This is a genomic window from Ruminococcus flavefaciens (assembly GCF_900108555.1).
Classification (GTDB): Bacteria; Bacillota; Clostridia; order Oscillospirales; family Ruminococcaceae; genus Ruminococcus; species Ruminococcus flavefaciens_P.
Genome location: NZ_FNWV01000001.1, coordinates 228,946 through 249,804, shown reverse-complemented (window position 1 = coordinate 249,804; position 20,859 = coordinate 228,946). Strand labels below are relative to the sequence as shown.

Sequence of the window (20,859 nt, the reverse complement as noted above, 5' to 3'; positions counted from 1 at the left end):
GCGTAAGAAATGTTTGACAGTATTCATGAGGAATGCGGTGTATTCGGCATATACGAGATCAAGGCTTCTGATGTTGCAGCATCGGTCTATTTCGGACTTTATGCGCTCCAGCACAGAGGTCAGGAGAGCTGCGGCATAACAGTCTGCGATGACGGTATATTCAGACACAAACGTGCAGACGGTCTTGTCTCGGAGGTATTCAGCAGGGAAGAGCTGGACAAGCTCGGCAGCGGTAATATGGCGGTTGGACACGTTCGCTATTCCACAACAGGCGGACATAATCACAATAATATCCAGCCCCTTGTAATTCGCCATATCAAAGGTAATATGGCTCTTGTTCACAATGGAAATCTCGTCAATGCAGCGGAGCTCCGACGCTCCTTTGAGATGTCGGGAGCTATCTTCCACGGTACTTCCGATACGGAGGCGATCGCCTATGAGATAGTCCGTGAACGTCTCAGCAGCAACTCTACAGAGGAGGCTGTTGAGAAAGCGATGCCGCGACTTAAAGGTGCGTATTCATGCATAGTTATGACAGCTACAAAGCTCATAGCTTTTCGTGATCCTGACGGCTTCCGCCCACTGTGTATCGGCAGGACTTCCGACGGAGCGTATGTAGTCGCTTCGGAATCCTGCGCTCTTGAAACAGTTGGAGCTGAGTTCCTGCGTGATATAGAGCCTGGAGAAATAGTTACCATTGGTCAGGAAGGTATGCAGTCTATAAGTACAAACTGCACAAACAAGCGAAATATATGCATTTTTGAGTACATTTACTTCGCACGTCCCGATTCTGTTATTGACAGCATCTCGGTACACCATGCACGTCTGAAAGCAGGTGAGCTGCTTGCAAAGAGCAGTCCTGTAGAGGCAGATATAGTTATCGGTGTTCCCGATTCTGGACTTGATGCGGCTCTCGGTTACGCAAATGAAAGCGGTATACCATATGGTATAGGCTTTATAAAAAACAAATATATCGGACGCAGCTTCATTCAGCCCGAACAGCATCAGCGTGAAAATGCAGTAAAGATAAAGCTCAACGCTGTTCGCGAGAGCGTTGTTGGTAAGCGCGTCATAATGATAGATGATTCCATAGTCCGCGGTACGACAAGCGCGAGGATCGTAAGGCTTCTTCGTGAAGCAGGGGCAAAGGAAGTCCATGTGCGCATCTCATCGCCGCCCTTCCTGCATACCTGTCATTTCGGTACTGATATCGACTCTGAGGAGAACCTCATAGCAGGAAAGTGCAGTTCTACGGAAGAGATAGCAAAGTATATCGGTGCGGACAGTCTCGGATATCTGCCTGTTGAATGTCTCGGCGAGCTTGTGGATAATCGTTTCGGCTACTGCAAGGGCTGTTTTACAGGTGATTATCCTGTGGATATTTCAGGTGCAGGAAGCAAAAACAAATTCGATGAGAAGATACACAGATAAACAAAAAGGAAAAGTAGGGCGGATATTATCCTCCCACAAAAATGCTGTATATCAATGGCGATATATAGTTTTATTACATCATTAATTCGGAGGAATAGAAAATGTGTACGATAATGGGTTACTGCGGCAAAGGCGGCAGTACAGAGGAGGTCGCAGAGGTACTTAAAGCAACAGTTTCACGCGGACCCGATGACGAAAGGATAATCGAATTAAAGGACGGTGTACTCGGTTTTCAGAGACTGTCCATAATGGGACTTACTCCCGAAGGAATGCAGCCATTTGAGCTTGACGGCAATTATGTTGTCTGCAACGGTGAGATATACGGCTTCAAGACTTTGCGTGACGAGCTCAAAGCAAAGGGCTACAGCTTTAAAAGTGACAGTGACTGCGAGATACTTCTGCCGCTTTATAAGGAATACGGTACTGATATGTTCGCCATGCTTGATGCAGAGTTTGCCTGTGTTTTATACGACGGTAAAAACGGCGAATTCATAGCTGCCCGTGATCCGATAGGCATACGTCCGCTGTATTACGGCAAATCCGATAGCGGAGCAATGGTGTTTGCAAGTGAACCTAAGAACCTTGTAAAGCTCTGCAAAAAGATAGTGCCTTTTCCTCCCGGACACTATTACAAGGACGGCGAATTCCACTGCTATTGCGACATTACAGCTGTTGATAAAGTCATTCATGATGACCTTGACACAGTGTGCAAAAATATTCACGATAAACTTGTTGCAGGTGTTAAAAAACGTCTTGATGCAGATGCAAAAGTTGGATTTTTGCTTTCAGGCGGACTTGATTCATCACTTGTATGTGCTATTGCTCAGCGTGAGAGCGACAAGCCTATCCGCACATTTGCTATCGGTATGAACACTGATGCGATCGACCTTAAATATGCAAAGCAGGTAGCTGATTATATCGGCAGCGAACATACAGAAGTTATCATAACCAAGGACGATGTTATCGCAGCACTTGAAGATGTTATCCACCTTCTTGGAACTTTTGACATTACGACTATCCGTGCGAGTATGGGTATGTATCTGCTCTGTAAGGCTATACACGAGCAGACGGATATCCGTGTACTTCTTACAGGTGAGATATCTGACGAGTTATTCGGATATAAGTATACAGACTTTGCTCCTTCAGCAGAGGCTTTCCAGCAGGAGTCCGTCAAGCGTGTACATGAGCTGCATATGTATGATGTTCTCCGCGCAGACCGCTGCATATCTGTAAATTCTCTCGAAGCCCGTGTGCCTTTCGGTGATCTTGACTTCGTGAAATATGTCATGGCAGTTGATCCTGAGATGAAGCTCAACAAGTACAACAAGGGCAAGTACCTCCTCCGCCATGCTTTTGAGGGAGATTATCTGCCGCATGATATCCTTTATCGTGAAAAGGCTGCATTCTCTGACGCAGTCGGACATTCTATGGTAGATTACCTCAAGGAGTATGCAGAGAATTACTATTCAGATGAGGAGTTTGAACTTGATTGCACAAAGTATGCTCATGCAAAGCCATTTACTAAGGAATCGCTCCTTTATCGTGAGATATTTGATAAATACTATCACGGCAACTGTGAAATGATCGTTGATTTCTGGATGCCTAACAAGGAGTGGGAAGGCTGCAACGTAAACGATCCTTCCGCAAGAGTCCTTTCAAACTACGGTGAAAGCGGCAAGTAAAAACAAAATAAAGCAAGATAGCCGCAGGGGATTCCCCTGCGGCTCGATTCTTTATTACCTCCCAATTATTGTGATAAATTAGAAGCTATATCGCCTTTGATTTGCAATCATCAACTATAATTGCTTTTTTTATGTAATTGATTGACTATGAAAAAAATATATATGCTATAATCTTCATATATCTACAACAGGGATTGTAATATAGCTGACCGAACTTTTGATGAGAATTACGCAGGTACTATTTATGGTTATGCTTCATCAACAGCAAAGACTTTTGCAGCAGCAAAAAATTACAATTTTGTTCCCTTTGACGGAGAAGTTGTTTTAGGTCCGAAGAACATTTTCATGTCAGCAGGTGATACTTATACTGTCAAGTCTGATTATACCAAGCTTGAATACACATCTTCGGATAAGAAGATAGCAGCTGTTGACGAGGACGGTGTAATAAGTGCTTTGAGCAAAGGCAAGGCTGTTATCAATGTCAAAGCATCTGACGGAAAATCATGCAGTCTTAATGTAAATGTTAATGCTGATCCTGTTATCACAACAACTACAACAACCACCACAACAACTACTACAAGTACAACTACTGAAACGACTACGACATCAACTACAACTGAACTTACAGAGACTTCTGCTTCAACTTCAAAAACCTCTGTGACAACAGAAACAACAACTACTACATCTACAACTACAACAACAACTTCTACTTCAACATCAACTTCTACCACCACAACAACTACTACAACAAGCACGGCTACGACTACAATTACAACAACCACTAATACTGATGACGGACCTGATATCGAATTAGGTGATGCTTCGGGTGACGGCAAGGTCGATGCAGTTGATGCAAGCATTATTCTGAAGATATATGCGATAAATTCAACATCAAATTCGATCACATTGACTGTAAAACAGAAAGCGGCATATGACGTAAACGAGGACGGGAAGATAGATTCACTTGACGCTTCTTACATTCTCTGCTTCTATGCATATATTTCTGTAACAAAAGATGAACCGATCACGCTGAAGATCTTCATGTTAGACAGAAAATAATTATCAATGAAGTGCTGCCTTATGGCAGCACTTTATTTATCTGTTGGGAGATACAAAAAACCGCAGCACATGGCTGCGGTCGTGTGATTTATGATTTCCTTCTGTCATTTTCACTATGAATACGATAGTATTCTTCTTTATCCTTATACATTCGTTCGTCTGCAATCTGTAATGCGGCGTTGATATCATATTTTCCTGAAAACCAGCCATATCCTGCTGCAAAACTTACATCAGGAGTATTTGTCGTAAGGGTGCGAAGCTGTGTCATTCTGTCTTTCATTTTATCCTCTTCTATATCTGGGCAGAGAACAACAAATTCGTCTCCGCCAACACGATATACCTCATAATCTCCGAATACAAGCTTTAGCAAAGAGGCAGCACGGCTTAAAAACATATCTCCGGCATCATGTCCCTTTGTATCATTGACTTTTTTCAAGCCGTTAAGATCGGCGTAAACAATTCCGATCGAATCGGGAAGTTTCACTTCACCGGAAGTATATTTGCCGATCCGTTCATTCATTGCATTTCGATTATTGACCTGAGTGAGCCTGTCAATCGTACTCATGGTTTTTAGATGTGAAAAGAGCTGATGATTTGCAATTACTGTACCAAGGAGGAAGGAAGATAATTCAAGAGTTTCCTTTATCAGCATCATCTTGGTAGTATCAATATTTATAGCCCATATAAAACCTATAAGCGATTGTTTGAAACGAACTGCATAAAGTACGATATTGCTGACATTGTAATCACACAATGATTTATACCATACCGGATCACGTTCCTAAACAACGCTCAGGTCTTCAAGCATCAGGCAGTCGCTGTCAGCAAGGTCTTTCTCCCATGCAAGAGCTAACTCATAAGGAGTGCGCTGCATTTCAGCAGACAGTTTTTCCATCATTTCATTATGTACACCGTCTTCATTTATAAAGCTGCACTTCTGACTGTTGTTATTAACGGTATAAAGAACGCAGTTTTCGGCATCACACACTTTTTTTATCTCATGGATTGCCGCAGCCATTGCTTGCTGATAATTCTGGGTTTCATTCAGTTTTACACTGATATTCATTACGGCAGCTGAGACTTCCAGTGAATGATTTGTCATAGCGTCAGATTCAAGCTGAGGAGAGAAAGTTCCGACGTATAAGCAGTAAAAAGTTTTTATACCTTTATCGGACTTCTCATCACTTTCAGACTCAGTTACATTCATAGGCAGATAGAAACCTTTCAGCCAGTATCCATGTGCATTTGCATATGAATACAAAAGGTTATTTGTGCTGGCACAGTTATAAATATATCTTTCAAAATTAATGTCTGTATAGTATGTTCTCCAAGGGATTCCTGGATAAAAAGGAGGAGCATCGGGATTCATGGTTAAAACGCCGCCGTTCAGCTTATTGAGTGCGATCAGTCTTATCTCACTGAAACTTCCGTCGGGCAATATATCAAAAGAGTATATCCCTGCCATACCGCTGATCTTTTCAACATAATCCTGATAATATTGATAATCCATAAAACATAACATCCAACTGCCAAATTATAAATATATTGAAGTCCTATACAGATCAAAATATTCCATGTATAAATTATAGCATTATTGTTTGTGGATTTAAATAATAATTTATTAACACCGCACTAAAAGTGCTTTTTTGGAGAATTGTACAATCAAAAAACAGTATGATTGTACAAATTGTCAGACGAAATGGCTGTAATACGTCAAAATTAAAGGTCAATATACTTGGCGGATACATATTTTCTGTGGCAGAAATGATGTATTTCCATACAAATGAATGTGTATACTTTATACTGAACGGATATATTTTTTTCAACGAAAGGTGTATTTAAAGCATATTGTTTGCCACAATTATTGACAAAATTTGTTTATTATGATAGACTAATAATATAGGGGGAGCTTTTAAAGCTCCTACAAATGACAGGAGGTAAAAAGCAATGGACATAAGAAATCGTATCAAGGCACTTTTAATGGCAGCTGTTATGGCTGCGGCACCTTTGGCTATGAATATCTCGTCAGCATCGGCTGAGGATTACATAGTCGAAAATGCACAGGTCCTCACTCTTTTCGGTGATGTAAACTTTGACGGCAATGTGGGTATTTCAGACGCAGTTCAGCTTAACCGCTATCTTCTCGGACGTATAGGCGAGTTGGGAAATATAAAGAACGCCGACCTTTTGGCTGACGGTGTTATTGACGTTTATGACATGGTATACCTGCGCAAGCAGCTTGTCTCTGAAGTTAAACCTGCGGGTACACAGCTCAGTATAAAGGTCGTGGATATGATGTCCGGCGAACCTCTTGATGCTGATATATGTCTTAACGAGATGGTGGAAAATTATTTGTATAATATCGGCGATGATATTTCTACCAACGGTGAGGAAATTAATTACTACGGGCTTCCCGATGATAAGGATTATAAGTATTTTCTTACAGTAAACGGGCTTCCGAAGGGCTATGACACTGCATATAAGACATGGGATCAGGTAGTTATCTTCGATATCGAAGCTGGTACAGCTGAGAAGGAATTGATTGTAAGAGTAGCAGCTGATGATACAGAAAATAATGTCAAGTTCACACATATGGACTGGTGTCAGGGCAGAGAGAATATAGGCTACGGCAATCTCACTATTACCGACAAGGACGGCAATTATTACTATCAGAGGCAGTACACTGGAGAAATGGCACTTCCTGACGGCGATTATCATGCTGAGTTCAATTTCTTTGATTATCCTGTTGCTTTCGTTGATCCTGACAGTGATTTTGCTGCAATGGTCAAGGAAAACTATCCCGATGCTCAGTTTGAAGACCTCTCAAACGGCATTGATTTCTCAGTAGTGAATGGTAAGCCTGACAGAGAGCTTTTCCTGAACTTTGGTCCGTTGGAGAACTCCGGCAATACGATAAATGTCAATTGCTTTGACAGCATTACAGGAAAGCCAATTGAGGGCGTTAAGCTTTCACTTATTGAAGCTCCGTACAGCTACGCTAAGAAAACGAGCTGGACTTCAGACGGTACTACCAAGGTATTCACCGACCTTTATCGTACAGGCTACGATTGCTATAAGGTCGTTGTCGATGAGGTTCCCGAGGGCTACATAAAGAGCTCAAGAGATCAGGGAGTCGGTTTTGGTTATGCATATAACTATTCGACTGTATTCGACTTCTATTTCACACCTTACGAAGGCGAGAAAAATCTTTCATTCAACGTTCTCACATGGCCTGATAAACAGCCATACACAGGCGATTGTACATATACTGTAATGCAGGGTAATTCAGTCGTTCTGTCAGGTATAAAGTCAGGCGAGCTCTTCGGTATCAAGGACGGAGAGTATATGCTCTATGCTGAGTCGTATGGTGATGAGCCGTATTGCGGCGCATGGATAAACTCAGAACTTGGTCAGGAACTTGCAGAGGAGACTGACGTATTTGCTGACGGAGCAGCGTTCAAGTCAGATATGGCAAAGTTCACAGTAAAGGACGGCAAGATAGACAAGGTCATCACTCTTTATGTCGGCGACAAGGATAAAGGTATGGCTGAATTTGAAAAAGAAGAAATGGAAAGACAGAAGCGTGAGGAAGAGGAGAGGATCCAGAAAGAAGAGGAATACAAAAAAATGATCTCCTCAGAGTTTGAAGATTAAAAAATGCGCACAGCAGCCATATGACTGCTGTGCGTTTTTTGTCAGGAAAAGTACCTGATATCTATTGTAATTGCCGATGCTCCGTGATATAATAGTTAAAAATAAAAAATTACTTGATATGCTTTGAGTTTTTTCGAAAAAGTGGTACTAATATAATATAGGGCAAAGTACAAGCCCCTGAGAGGAGGAATCTCTCCATGGATAACGGTGCAGGTAGCTACCACCGTTTCCTTGCAGGCGATGATGAAGGTTTATATGAAATAATAATGGGATACCGTACAGGATTGATGCTGTATCTGAATAGCTTTGTACAGGATATTCACACGGCTGAGGAGCTTACTGAGGATACATTTGCGGAACTTGCAGTCAACTGTCCTAAGTATTCGGAGAAAAGCTCCTTCAAGACGTGGCTTTACGCTATTGGACGCAATACAACAACAAAATATCTGCGTAAACATTCAAAACTCAGCATCGTTCCGCTGGAATCACAAAAGCACCTTGCTGACGAGAAAAATATCGAAAGCAATTACATAAAAAGCGAACAAAAGCGCATTGTTCATAAAGCTCTGCATAGCCTTAGATCGGAATATCGACAGGTTTTGTATCTTTCCTATTTTGAAGAATTTAGTAATGCAGAAACTGCCATGATTATGAAAAAGACTAAACGGCAGGTCGAAACTCTGCTATACAACGCCAAACAAGCGTTAAGATCTGAATTGGAAAGGAGCGGCTTTGAATATGAAGAATGATCATGAGATGTATCAAAGTGTTCTTTCCAAACGAAATGAACATCGCCTGAGAAAAGAACGGCGAATTCGTATTATCAAGCGAACCGTTCCTGTTCTGGCTTGTTTTATTTTAACTGTTGTTTTGGTACTCGGTTGGAAGAACATTGATAAAATGCCTATAATTCCGTCAGATCCCGAAATTATTGATGTAACTGCCATAACTACATCGGAAGCAAGTACATCATCGATCACAGGAAACGTTTCTACAGTTACAACAAGTGCAGCTGAAACCAAAGCAGCTCAGACGCAAAAAAACACAGACAGTACTACCCACAGCAGTACATCTGTAAATACAACTTATTTAGCAGCTCAGACATATGCTCAGAATACTGTTCAGACGATACATACTACTGCTGCAATGACTCAGCTAAGCACAACAGTTGTTACAAAAGAAACAGCTAAACAGACTGCTTTGACTGAAATTCAGACCACAGCAGTTACCACAAGTGTAACGACTAAATTCGGCGGTTTTGGCGGCGATGATATGGCTTTTCATACGCTGCCTCAGTCAATTACAACTGTATCGAAAACAACGTTGACCACAATAACGTCTGTCACAACAACTACAGATAACAGTGGTAACGATGGCGTTCCGACAAAGCCTATGAACGAAGAGTATCCAATTGGAATTTTTGACGGAGATATGACAATGTACAGAAATACGTACAGAATATCTCCTGATGATGTAGGCGATTATATAGACACAGTGGGAATGAGAGGGCTGCCGGGTATATATAAAGCAAAGGCTTATAAGATCAAAAACATAGATCAAACTATTGCTATTGCAGTAAAATTTGAAGAGGACGAGGGGTATTACCTTTACAGGAACAACGATACGACCATAGATACTATCAAAGAGCTTATTTCCCCGACGGAATAATTTTATAAACGAGAGGATGATATTTATGAGTAAGACCAAGAGATTAATTGCAGCTGTTACAGCAGCGATCATCACAGCAACTTCTGCTTCTTTAGTGTACGTGTGTGCAGAAGGCAGTGAAGCCAAAAAGGCAGACAGCGTATCTGCTCCCCAGTCAGATACCGAGAAAAGCATTTTACAGGAATATGCTGATGATATAAGCAGCTATATGATGATGAACAGTCTTGCAGGTTACGCTTTTGTACGTGATGATAAAGTAGTAGTTACATACTCGGCGTACGTAGATAAGATCAAATTCTATGTCGACGCAAAACGTATGGATAAGAGTGTTATCATCTATGAAGCTGCCAGAAATGTCGGTGAAACACCTGACGAAGAAAAGAACAGCACATTAAGCGATATCGCTGAGGATATAAACGAGTATATGCGTACCAATGGTATATCAGGCTATACTTATGTTCAAACTATAGGCGGCACAGAGAAGAAGCTGTTGATCGTATTTGACGGCTTTTTAGATAAGATAAAGGCATATGTTGCAGAAAAAGGCATTGATGAAAGCCTTGTAGAATACAGTCAGAGCCGTGATGATGTAATAGTTTCTGATAAAACTGATGAAGAAAAAACTGCTGCACAGAAATACGCTGAAGCCATTTGCGATTTTATGGCTAATAACGATATACAGGGCGTTGTTTCGCGAGATGTACCTGATGAAAAACTGTCTATTGGTTTCCACGGTGACCATGAGGCACAGCTGAGAGCTTATATTTCAGAAATAGGTCTTGATAAAAGCGGTATCCCGTATGAATTTGAAAAATTACCTGATTTTAGCGAATTTTATGATCTTAATGTTACAACTGCTACTCAGACTTCAGCAGCTGCGATTACAACAACGAGTGTAACCACACTTCCTGCCACAACAAACAGTGATACAGAAATGCAGAAGCCGCTTATAACTATTAATGATATTACGCGTTTATCTAAAAAGGGTGATGCGCTTACATGGAGCGACTTTGAAAAGTATAAGCATACCGATGTCGGCAGCGGCTTATATGTCTGGGAATTTGAAATTGACAAGTGTAATGCCAAACTGAAAATAGGCGGAGGTAATTTGGAAGAAAAGCCTGATTACATAAAAATCACTATGTGGACCGACGTTGATGTTGATGTCAGGACAGAAGATTTATATCGTTGGTTTGGTTATGGCGGAGCACAGTTATTAAAAGGCGACGCAAACTGTGACGGAACAGTTGATATGGCTGATATCGTTCTTATTATGCAGGCTCTTGCCAACCCAAACAAGTACGGCGAAAACGGTACAGACGAATATCATCTTACCCCACAGGGCAAGGCAAATGCAGACATGGACGGTGACGGACTTACAGTGGGTGATGCTCAGGCTATACAGAAAAAGCTTCTCGGACTTGATGTTACAAACAGCAGTCAGAGTACTGATAAAGAGCAGAATAATAACGTTGTAAGTCAGGACGCAGGATTTGGTCAGAAATGGAACGGAAAGCCTGTTTCTTACGAATTATACACGGTATTGAACAATACTACAGATGAGAGTACTGTTATAGCTGTATATCCGCAGTTCAAGAGCAGTGAGAACTATAAATATAACGGCAAGACTATAGCCGAGTACAGCGAAGATGTAAGCAGCAATAAACTGCTTGATGAAAAGCTGCACCAGATACTCAAAGACGGCGATGAGCTGAAATACGGAGAGCTTTTATACACAACAGGAACTCCTGACGGCGAAAAATGGGCAAAGGAACTGTATGAGCAGAGAGTCGGTTTTTACGGAGAGAAATTCCTTGCAAAGTATATCGTAAACGGCGAATTCCTGAGAGATAAGGTGGAAGAAGATATCAAGGACTTCAGCAATGCTCCTCATAATGCTTTAGCTGAAGCCCTCAAGGCTTATAAAAAAGCTATGATAAAGGATACGATCGAGCAGCTCAAACAGCAAAACATCGGATATGAGTACAGAGAAGCATCTGATGAACTAATCATCAACGTGACTTCCGAGGAGTTCAAATCATTATCTCTTGAAAATGTTTTATATTATTGCTTAGCTTCAACATCTTCCGATTATGGCTTTGTATTGACAAGCGGTGCAAATTTATAATATCCAAATCAGTTTGTAATAAAATAAGGCTGCGTAACTAAGAGGCTGCGCAGCCTTTCTTTTGAAGTTTTTTCAGTGTAAAATTTTCTAAATTGTAAATTTTGAGATACGAATATTGTTTTGTCCTAGTTTTAATGATATAATATAAATATGCCGTAAAAGGCAAATGATATAATCAAAGGAGAAAACTATGGAAATCAAAAAAATCATCGCAGCTGTAACTGCACTTGTGCTCGTTGGGGGAGCCTGCAATGTTACAGAGGGGAAAAACGTTATCAGCAGCGTTTATGCAGCCGATACCGAGGCTTCTGCCGAGGTAGTCAAGGACGGCATCAAGTACACTATAAGCAACGGCGAAGCTATCGTCAGTGGAGCTGAAGACGATTCTATCGTTGATCTTGTAATACCTGATGAGGTGGACGGCTGTCCTGTTACAGCGATAGGCTACTGCGCTTTTGATGCGAGTAGTTCAGGTTGTCGGCATATTAAGTCAGTGGTTCTTGGAAAAAATGTAAAAAAGATAGATTCTCAAGCTTTTGATGAATGTTATGAGCTTGAAACTGTTACTCTTAACGATGAACTTGAATCTATCGGTACATATGCTTTTAGCAGATGTTTCAGCTTAAAAGAGGTCAAAACAGGAAGCAAGCTAAAGGAGATCAAAAGAGATGCTTTTTGCCTGTGTGTAAATCTGAAGAGCTTTGAGATAGGCGAAAGTGTAGAAGAAATACAAAGTGGAGCTTTTCAAAGAACAGGTATTGAAGTCTTTGAAGTTCCTGAAAGATTTGAAAAGGCCGAAAACGTTTTTGTTTCTTATGATATTCCAAAGGAGTATTGCGGTATCATTAAAATAAAGAATCCGGAATGTGAACTTCGTAATGAAACTCGTTGGGAAAATACACTCATAGTCTGTGATGAAAATTCCAGGGCAAGATATCAGGCAGAACGTTATAAATTGAACTGGTGTACTTTTGAGCAGTTTGAAAATGGCGATTACGAGAAACAGGAATTGTCAGCGCTTGATCCTCTGATCTGTTTAAGAGACTATGGTATGTCATTTAAAGAGACAGAGGACGGTCTCAAGGTAGAGGATGTACTTATGGCTGAAGACGGAACACTGGTCATTCCTGATGAAGTTGACGGCATACCTGTTGTTGAATTCGGAATGTATACCGAAGGAATAGAATATAAAAGAATAAATAGCAGAGTTGCAGAAGATGTAAAGAAAATAGTTCTCGGAAAAAACGTAAAGAGAATAAGTGAGCGTGGATTTGAGGAGTTCAGAAATCTCGAAGTGATCGAGGGCGGTGAAGGCCTTGAAGAAATAGGTAAGTACGCATTTGGAAGGCTTGATAAAGTTAAAAGCATATCATTCAGTGATAATATCAGGAATATAAAATTCGATCCCTGTGATGAATTTTTAAGTGAACTTGCATACGGCATGGAATTTGAAGAGTCCGAAGGTGAACTCGTTATTAAAGACATAAGTGAAAGCGCTTTAGAAGATGGAACCCTGGTAATTCCTGATGAAGTACAGGGCAAGCCTGTAGCATATTTAAACGCAGGAGGCACAAAAAAGCTGGCTTCATCAACTGAAAGTGATGGATACACTCTTTCGATTTATGTTTACCCGTCGTACAGGAGCAATTTTATACCAAGTGAAGTAAAGAAACAGATCAAAAAGGTCGTTATCGGCAAAAATCTAAAGGTCATTCCTTTGGAAACATTCAGTGACTGCAAAAATCTTGAAAGCATTGAAGGCGGAGAAGGCGTTGAATATATAGGAAATGAGGCTTTTGCAAACTGTGAAAAGCTTGCTTCACTGAAACTGTATGACAATGTCATAGAAATGAACGATTCTGCTTTCAGCGGCTGCACTAACCTGAAAAAGGTCGAGATAGGCAATGGATTAAAAGAAATAGAAGATAAAGCTTTTAGCGGTTGTACTAACCTGAAAGAGGTCAAGTTTGGCAACGGATTAAAGGAAATAGGAAATTCTTCATTCAAAGGCTGCGAAGCACTTGAAGAGATCAGTTTCCCGAATAGTCTTTCCGAAATAGGCTGGTATGCTTTTAATGGTACAGATCTGAAAACTATCATTATTCCTGAAAACGTAAAAAATATCGGTGTAGATTCGTTTACGTGGAAAGATGATACTTCCGAAGAAAAAGTCATAGTAAAGATCTATTCTGCCAATTGTGATTTCTATTCAAATTCCATTGACCTGAAAAAGGTTGAAAAGATATATGGGTATGTTGATTCAACTGCGAAAAGAATTGCAAAGATAAATGCCGTCGATTTTTATGCTTTCGGCGATTCTAACTTCGACAGCGAAGTTGATATGAGCGACGTTGTGCTTGTAATGCAAAGTCTTGCAAATCCTAACAAATACGGCATTAACGGTACTGACGAGCACCATATAACAGAAAAGGGTATGGACTGTGCTGACGTTGAGGGCAACGGCAACGGTATCACCTCAAGCGATGCACTAAAGATACAGAAGTACCTCCTCGGACAGGAAAATTTTTCGTAATAAAAGTACAGACCACTAATTTTGTTTAAAGGAAAACAGTACAATAGAAAAGAGCATGATAAGACCGGCTGCCACAGCCGGTCTTATATATGTGCGACATACCATACAGTACATATTTTGCAGTTGTCTGGCACTTTTTGATAAAATCGGATGTCTGATAATTCACGATCATCAGTACTATTCTTGCATTTTTGCAGCTGTGATGTTATAATAAAAATAATAACAGCGGTAGGTGGTGTATATGGACAAACTAAGGGTATTGAATGAATATTTCGGTCACAGGGAGTTCCGAAGCGGACAAGAGGAACTGATCGACCATATTATAGACGGCGGTGATGTGCTCGGTATCATGCCGACAGGAGCAGGGAAGTCCTTGTGCTATCAGGTCCCTGCTATTATGCTGAACGGCGTTACCATTGTTATATCTCCGCTCATCTCTCTTATGAAGGATCAGGTCAGCGCACTTGTGACGGCAGGCGTCAGTGCAGCCTGTATAAACAGCTCTCTTTTGCCTGAGGAATACTACGAAGTCATGCATCGCGCCTGCCGCGGTGAATATAAGCTGATATATGTAGCTCCCGAGCGTCTTGGCACACAGGAAATGGAGCGGCTTGTCTCGTCAATAAAAATAGCTATGGTCACTATCGACGAAGCACACTGTGTTTCACAGTGGGGACAGGATTTCCGTCCGAGCTATCTTCATATCGCCGAATTTATCAGAAGTCTGCCTCAGCGTCCCATAGTCAGTGCTTTTACGGCAACTGCCACGGACACAGTAAAAGAGGATATAGTCCGCCTGCTTGGACTGCATGAGCCGTTTTCGTTAGTGACAGGCTTCGACCGCCATAATCTGTATTTCTCGGTGCTTAAGCCGAAGAACAAGTACGCAGAGCTGAAGAAACAGCTCGATGGTTTTGGCGACAAATGCGGAATAGTATACTGCATTTCACGCAAAAGCGTCGAGGAGATCTGCGATAAGCTCAACGCAGACGGCTACTCTGCCACCAGATATCATGCAGGGCTTGCAGACGCTGAAAGACGCGCAAATCAGGAGGACTTCATATACGACCGCAAGAGGATAATGGTCGCCACTAATGCTTTCGGAATGGGAATAGATAAGTCAAACGTGTCGTTCGTCATACATTACAATATGCCTAAGAATATCGAAAGCTACTATCAGGAAGCAGGACGTGCAGGACGCGACGGCAGTCCCGCTCAGTGTATCCTGCTCTATGGACCAATGGACGTCCGCACAAATAACTTCATGATAGAAAAAAGCCGCGAGGAGAATGATGACCTTTCCGATGAAGAGAAGGAAATCATGCTGGAGCGCGACAAACAGCGTCTGAAAGATATGACTATTTATTCCACAACTACAGGCTGCCTTAGAGAATTCATGCTCAGATATTTTGGTGATAAAGCGCAGTCTTACTGCGGTAACTGCTCTAACTGTGTTAACGGATTTGAGGACGTCGATATAACTGTTGATTCGCAGAAAATAGTTTCGTGCGTATTCAGAATAAAGCAAAAAGGACGATATTTCGGAAAGAGCATGGTGATAGATGTTCTTCGCGGCAGCGAAAATGACAGGCTGATCTCCCTCGGCTTTGACAAGCTTTCAACATACGGTATCATGAAGGATGTACCTGTACAAACTATCCGTGCAGAGATCGATTATCTTGCTTCAAACGGATATCTCTGCTGTACTGATGACGAGTATCCTGTTATTGAGCTGACACCGTTGTCTGCAAAAATATTGAAAGAGCGAATACCTGTACAAATGAAGCTGCCGAAGAAAACTCCGAGAAGCAAACGCCTTACAGATGAACAGATAAGCGTGAACGACTTGCTGTTTATGAAGCTCAAATCACTTCGCAGCAAGCTTGCGTCAGAGGCAAAAGTACCTGCGTATGTTGTGTTCTCTGATGCGGCTTTAAGGGATATGTGCAGACTGCTTCCTGTAACACACGATGAGTTCCTGAATGTATCGGGAGTTGGCAAGCGAAAAGCAGAGCAATACAGTGATGAGTTCTGCCGCCTTATCAGTGCGCACCTGAGTTCACATCCTGACAAGAAAAAATATGATTGAAATGATATCCTATTTTTTTCCTAATATGTAAAAAATCTCCCCGAATTGTTAGGGGAGATTTTTCGTTATTCAATCAGCTTTTTCCTCATCACGCACAGGTCAAACACATCAAGACTGCCGTCCTCACATAGGTCGCCTGCCTGCCAGTTTTTCAGTTCAGTATCTGGTTTGGCAAGCAGCCACCTTTGCAAAAGTACAAGGTCGGAGACATTAAAGCTGCCGTCAGAATTAACATCACCTGCAACGGCAGTACCATTGCCGAGAGTATCATTTATCACTTTCAGCAGCGACTTCTCACCCTTTGCGTCCTGAGTCAGCTCCCATATCATGATTCCGCCGTAGTCCTTTGCAAGCTCGGCTTTCTTTGCAATAGTATCAGCTCCGTTGTAGACAATTCCGTTGTATTTGTCCGAACTGTAGTATTCGTCGCCCTTGCTGACAATGTCAGCAAATGACATATATGAGTTCCAGTCAAGCTCACCGTCTGAGGTGTAGCCTCTGCCGTAGAAGGGCACACCGAGAACGAGCTTCTCGGTGGGAATTTTCTTCCTTTTCGAGAAATAGTCAAGGCACTCGACAGAGTATTCATATGAAGCGTGGGAGTACTTGTCCACGTCATTGTCGTAAGCCATAACGTTCACAAAATCAAAGAGTGCGAATGTTTCGGGAGTTACTTTTTCAGCTACCCACTGAGCTGTAGCAGTAGACATTTTCATATCTCTTTCGTCACAGAGAGTGCGCAGCTCCGCACACCAGTCACCATAGTAGTTCCATATCTTATTGCTTGAGCTGAGCTCGATGTCGAGGTCGATACCGTCAAAGTCATAGCTGTCGCAGAAGTCCATAATATTCGTGTTGAACGCCTCACGCTCCACGGGAGTATCAATGTGCTGAAGATAGCCGTCACAGCCTCCGCCGCCGCCCAATGCTGCAAAGACTTCTATATCGTGACTGTGCGCCTTGGAAATAAGGCTTTTCAGCTCAGCTTCGGGAATATCGCAGTGTATCATGCCATTTTCGTCAGGATTGCAGAACGCTATGTTGATATGTGTGAGCTGACTGAGGTCAAGCTCGCTGAACGGACTGTAGTTCCAGTCAGGAAGATAACCGACTATCCTGTGCTGAGATTGACTTTCCGCCGCCGCTGAATATGTAGGTACGGCAAGAGCTGCCGCGGCGAATAATGCAATTAACCTGTTAGCTTTCATGCTGAGAGCCTCCTCGTTATCATGTTATTTCTATTATAAGCGAACGATGTATAATTGTCAATCCACAGAAAATGGTAAGAAATATGTAAAGGCGATAACAACGTTTGGTTTGAGGTTATTATGATAATTATATTGAAATTTGGTCAAATAAGAGTTGGTATATTTTACTGAAATGTGTTGATTTGTAAAGTGAATTGTGGTAAAATATACTTATAAAAACGGGATTTTGTTATCCGCATATGTAAGTAATATCAACATAAAGGGGAATTTCCGCAAAATAAGTATTGGCATTTACTTTGTGGATTTCTGAGAGGTGATTATTATGATAAATACTGAAAAACTAAAACAGGTCATAGAGGCTTATAAAGCTGATTTTGCTAAGCACTTTGAGGAAGAACGGTATAAGTGGGAGGCTGTAAAATGCTTTCAGAATAATTGGGATATTAATTCAGAAGATTTTGTGGGAATGCTTAAAAAGTCACTATCAAAAACATACAATTTGCTTGCTTCAGGTTATGCATATCCAAGAAGAATGCTAAAGGAATTTGCTGAAGCGGACTCACAGGCTGTAAAGTCAATGTTTATAGATCTTTTTGATGAAATCAAAGACCTTGCTGAGCGTATTGAATCATTTATTTCCTATGCCGAATCAATCAGAAAGAAATATGATAATGGCACTTGGAAGAATCACTATCAGAATACGAATGCAGTCAGCACATATCTCTGGCTAAAATACTACAAAGATAAATTCACAGGTGAGATACTGGTCGATGAAACGGCGGCAGCGATAGTCAGAGAGATATTCGAGAAGTTCTTTGAAGGATACGGACTGAGCACTATAGCCAAGGACTACAACCGTCGCGGTATAAAGTCACCGGAATACTTCTCGCACAGGAAGAAAAATCCGCGGCATACTGAGATTGCCAAAAGATTCCTATGGGCTCAAACAACAGTGAAACGTCTGATACAAAATGAAGCATATACAGGTACACTTGTTAATCATAAGACTGTAACATCGAAGATATACAAGACGAAAGATGTAATACCACCTGAGGAACAGTATCGTCACGAGAACTATATGCCTGCGATAATTGACAGAGAGACTTTCGAGCAGGCACAGGTGCTCCTTGAGAGCAGATTGAAGAATAACGCACGTTCTAAATTCGGAAGCGTTATCCATAGATACTGCTGAATGATAAAATGTGCCGAGTGCGGAGCGAGCCTCATAGCTAAGAAACGGACTGTAGCAGGGCATTCATGGGTGGAATATACCTGCAACAGCAACAATCGCTACGGCAACGAATACTGCAATGCTCACACTATCCGCGAGCCTCAACTCGATGAGATAATACATACAGAGCTTGCAATGCTCCGTCAGGAGATACTTGATTCCAGTCAGAAGTACGACGAAATAGTCAGGGAGTGGAACAAAAAGAAGCCAAAATACGATAAAATGATAAAGGACTACACTGATAAAATAGTCACCCTCAAAGGTCAAATAGAGGAGCTTATAATGGATCGAATCGGAGACCGCGAACACGCCAAGGTCTATAATTCAATGATCGAAAAGCGTGAAGTCGAGATAGCGGAGCTGACGCAGAAGATAGAGGATTGCAGGAAGTTCGACGAACTCAGCAAGAAGCGTTGCGATGAACTGATGTCCACAGCAGAGCTGCTGGACGAGGTGCTCCTCGAACCGTACATCTCGGATGCAAATATGCGCCTGCTCGTCCGCAAGATAAACGTCCACGAAAACGAGGACGGAAGCCTTGACGTAACACTTGAATTCAACGGAGATTTCAAGGATACAAGCACTGGGTGCTTTGAGATTAACGATTAAAGCAGAAAAAGCCGCAGGGAGACCTGCGACTTAGCTTTTTATGATACTTGTACATTACAAATGGATTTCATGCGCGGAAAAACAATTCGCGTCCCGGAAAAACTGAGACGCGAAACTGCCCACGGGGGCTCCCCGCTGGTGCGGGTGACAGGACTTGAACCTGCACACCTTACGGCATCAGAACCTAAATCTGACGTGTCTGCCAATTTCACCACACCCGCACATTATTTATCAATTATTCTTAATTGTTTAGCTTCTATATCAAATTCAGCAACGATGGTGCTTCCGAGTAGATGTTTATACGTTCTATGATAATACTCTGCAAGTGATTCTTTTTTCTTTGGGTGATTAGCTTTAAACATAACTATGTATTTAGTATAAGAACCTTTCAGTAAAGACATAAAGAAAACAGCTTCATTCAAGGTACGAATTTTAGCGCTTGGGACGTTACCTGTTTCTGTCCAAGTGTATCTTTTACATTCAATAACTATTTTAGATTCTTTATTTACAATATCGAAAAAATGATTCTTTTCAGGGCTACCAATTGGAAGTCCAACTTCCATTTCAAAACTACCTTTATACTCAGGCTTTGATGCGAACCATTCACAAACTGCTTCTTGAAATTCCTTTCCGCGAGGAGTATTATCACTATTGCTCATTTTAATCCTCCAATGACGTAGCGCAAACGAAATTAGGTGCGTATGCCAATTTCACCACACCCGCATTATTATTTATCGCAATAAATTATTGCTTGTTTTACATAGCTGTATATATAATTTTCTCCATTGACAACACAATGTGCCCAACGTGGGGAAGTAAAGTCATAACCGCTTATTTTTACTTTTTTATCAGTTTCATTAAGCATAGCCTCAACAAGTTCTCTAACCTTTTCAGATATACTTTTTTTGCAAACTACACCGAAATTTATGACATCTAACTGATCTGTTGGATCTTTGTAAAGGTCAAAGACAATGCAATTTTTTGCGTGATTACCATATACTAATATATCTCCTTTATTGCAAGGTGTATTGTTATATATGGAATTTATTTCTTTTATATCAATAGTTAATCCAAGGATTTCCATGATTTTTTTAAGATTAGGATTTATATCTGATGGATATGGGTAACCATACAATATTATCCAAATAGGAGATGCAATTCCAAATGTACATATTTTATTAATACCAAACATATGAATCTACCATTACAAAAGCAATTAAAATCCAAGGATTATGCCAATAATTCATATTAATGCATAAATTATTGATTTGGAAGGAAGCGGCATATCATTATTAATCCATATTTTCGAAATTGTTTGATAGTTTTCATTTCCTCATAATTTTACTGATACAGCTCCTTGATATTCCATTGTACACTGTCAATTTTCTAATATCTGGAGATTGTATTGAAGTACGGAAAATGTTCAGCTGTCAAGACGTTATTTTTTCTGCTGACTATGAACTTTGTCCTTTTAGCGGACAAATAATATTATAACCTGTAAACCGGATTTTGTCAAGTAAAAAAGGAAAATAAAAAAGAGGAGTACAATAAGCACTCCTCTTAATAT

Annotated in this window: 16 protein-coding genes and 1 tRNA gene; 11 read left to right on the top strand and 6 right to left on the bottom strand. The window is 41.1% G+C overall.

The window, feature by feature from the left end:
- The first annotated feature begins 9 nt into the window (after positions 1 to 9).
- The 3 genes from purF (at position 10) to BLW60_RS16640 (ending at position 4,172) form a co-directional block, all read left to right on the top strand.
- On the top strand, positions 10 to 1,431 hold the full coding sequence (gene purF, locus BLW60_RS01055) for an amidophosphoribosyltransferase (RefSeq protein WP_074714057.1): 1,422 nt from the start codon (positions 10 to 12) through the stop codon (positions 1,429 to 1,431).
- 101 nt (positions 1,432 to 1,532) lie between these two features.
- Positions 1,533 to 3,113: an asparagine synthase B gene (asnB, locus tag BLW60_RS01050; RefSeq protein WP_074714056.1), complete on the top strand. Its 1,581-nt coding sequence runs from the start codon at positions 1,533 to 1,535 to the stop codon at positions 3,111 to 3,113.
- A 345-nt stretch (positions 3,114 to 3,458) separates the two neighbouring features.
- Positions 3,459 to 4,172, top strand: coding sequence for a dockerin type I domain-containing protein (locus BLW60_RS16640; RefSeq protein ID WP_074714055.1), 714 nt, complete (start codon positions 3,459 to 3,461; stop codon positions 4,170 to 4,172).
- 88 nt (positions 4,173 to 4,260) lie between these two features.
- On the opposite strand, the gene BLW60_RS01040 is transcribed toward BLW60_RS16640, so the two are convergent.
- Both BLW60_RS01040 and BLW60_RS01035 read right to left on the bottom strand, forming a co-directional pair.
- Positions 4,261 to 4,926 carry a GGDEF domain-containing protein gene (locus BLW60_RS01040; protein ID WP_074714054.1) on the bottom strand — a complete coding sequence of 222 codons (666 nt, stop codon included), beginning with the start codon at positions 4,924 to 4,926 and terminating at the stop codon, positions 4,261 to 4,263.
- Positions 4,927 to 4,953: 27 nt separating this feature from the next.
- Positions 4,954 to 5,682, bottom strand: coding sequence for a hypothetical protein (locus BLW60_RS01035; protein ID WP_074714053.1), 729 nt, complete (start codon positions 5,680 to 5,682; stop codon positions 4,954 to 4,956).
- Positions 5,683 to 6,119: 437 nt separating this feature from the next.
- Between BLW60_RS01035 and BLW60_RS01030 the strand changes: the two genes are divergently transcribed.
- From BLW60_RS01030 to recQ, 6 genes are all read left to right on the top strand, one after another.
- Positions 6,120 to 7,826, top strand: coding sequence for a dockerin type I repeat-containing protein (locus BLW60_RS01030; protein ID WP_074714052.1), 1,707 nt, complete (start codon positions 6,120 to 6,122; stop codon positions 7,824 to 7,826).
- A gap of 197 nt (positions 7,827 to 8,023) precedes the next feature.
- On the top strand, positions 8,024 to 8,575 hold the full coding sequence (locus BLW60_RS01025) for an RNA polymerase sigma factor (RefSeq protein ID WP_074714051.1): 552 nt from the start codon (positions 8,024 to 8,026) through the stop codon (positions 8,573 to 8,575).
- Positions 8,565 to 9,494 (top strand): hypothetical protein, encoded by a 930-nt coding sequence (locus tag BLW60_RS01020; RefSeq protein WP_139283347.1) that lies wholly within the window; start codon positions 8,565 to 8,567, stop codon positions 9,492 to 9,494. The genes BLW60_RS01025 and BLW60_RS01020 overlap by 11 nt, the downstream gene beginning before the upstream one ends.
- 25 nt (positions 9,495 to 9,519) lie before the next feature.
- A complete protein-coding gene (locus BLW60_RS01015) occupies positions 9,520 to 11,622 on the top strand; it encodes a dockerin type I repeat-containing protein (protein ID WP_074714049.1) in 2,103 nt (700 codons plus the stop codon).
- 190 nt (positions 11,623 to 11,812) lie between these two features.
- A complete protein-coding gene (locus BLW60_RS01010) occupies positions 11,813 to 14,155 on the top strand; it encodes a leucine-rich repeat protein (protein WP_074714048.1) in 2,343 nt (780 codons plus the stop codon).
- A 241-nt stretch (positions 14,156 to 14,396) separates the two neighbouring features.
- Positions 14,397 to 16,244: a DNA helicase RecQ gene (recQ, locus tag BLW60_RS01005; protein WP_074714047.1), complete on the top strand. Its 1,848-nt coding sequence runs from the start codon at positions 14,397 to 14,399 to the stop codon at positions 16,242 to 16,244.
- 65 nt (positions 16,245 to 16,309) lie between these two features.
- On the opposite strand, the gene BLW60_RS01000 is transcribed toward recQ, so the two are convergent.
- The gene (locus BLW60_RS01000; protein WP_074714046.1) at positions 16,310 to 17,452 is read right to left on the bottom strand and encodes a glycosyl hydrolase family 18 protein; all 1,143 of its coding nucleotides are present in this window, start codon (positions 17,450 to 17,452) and stop codon (positions 16,310 to 16,312) included.
- Between the two features lie 322 nt (positions 17,453 to 17,774).
- Here BLW60_RS01000 and BLW60_RS00995 point away from each other — a divergent pair, with 322 nt between their 5' ends.
- Both BLW60_RS00995 and BLW60_RS00990 read left to right on the top strand, forming a co-directional pair.
- Positions 17,775 to 18,644 (top strand): recombinase family protein, encoded by an 870-nt coding sequence (locus tag BLW60_RS00995; RefSeq protein ID WP_074714045.1) that lies wholly within the window; start codon positions 17,775 to 17,777, stop codon positions 18,642 to 18,644.
- Positions 18,645 to 19,292, top strand: a complete 648-nt coding sequence (locus tag BLW60_RS00990; protein WP_074714044.1) for a recombinase zinc ribbon domain-containing protein — start codon at positions 18,645 to 18,647, stop codon at positions 19,290 to 19,292.
- Between the two features lie 136 nt (positions 19,293 to 19,428).
- Here the strand turns inward: BLW60_RS00990 and BLW60_RS00985 are convergent.
- The 3 genes from BLW60_RS00985 to BLW60_RS00975 form a co-directional block, all read right to left on the bottom strand.
- Positions 19,429 to 19,513: transfer RNA gene (locus BLW60_RS00985), tRNA-Leu, on the bottom strand.
- 3 nt (positions 19,514 to 19,516) lie between these two features.
- Positions 19,517 to 19,951, bottom strand: coding sequence for a hypothetical protein (locus BLW60_RS00980; RefSeq protein WP_074714043.1), 435 nt, complete (start codon positions 19,949 to 19,951; stop codon positions 19,517 to 19,519).
- A gap of 68 nt (positions 19,952 to 20,019) precedes the next feature.
- Positions 20,020 to 20,484 (bottom strand): hypothetical protein, encoded by a 465-nt coding sequence (locus BLW60_RS00975; protein ID WP_074714042.1) that lies wholly within the window; start codon positions 20,482 to 20,484, stop codon positions 20,020 to 20,022.
- Positions 20,485 to 20,859: the final 375 nt, after the last annotated feature.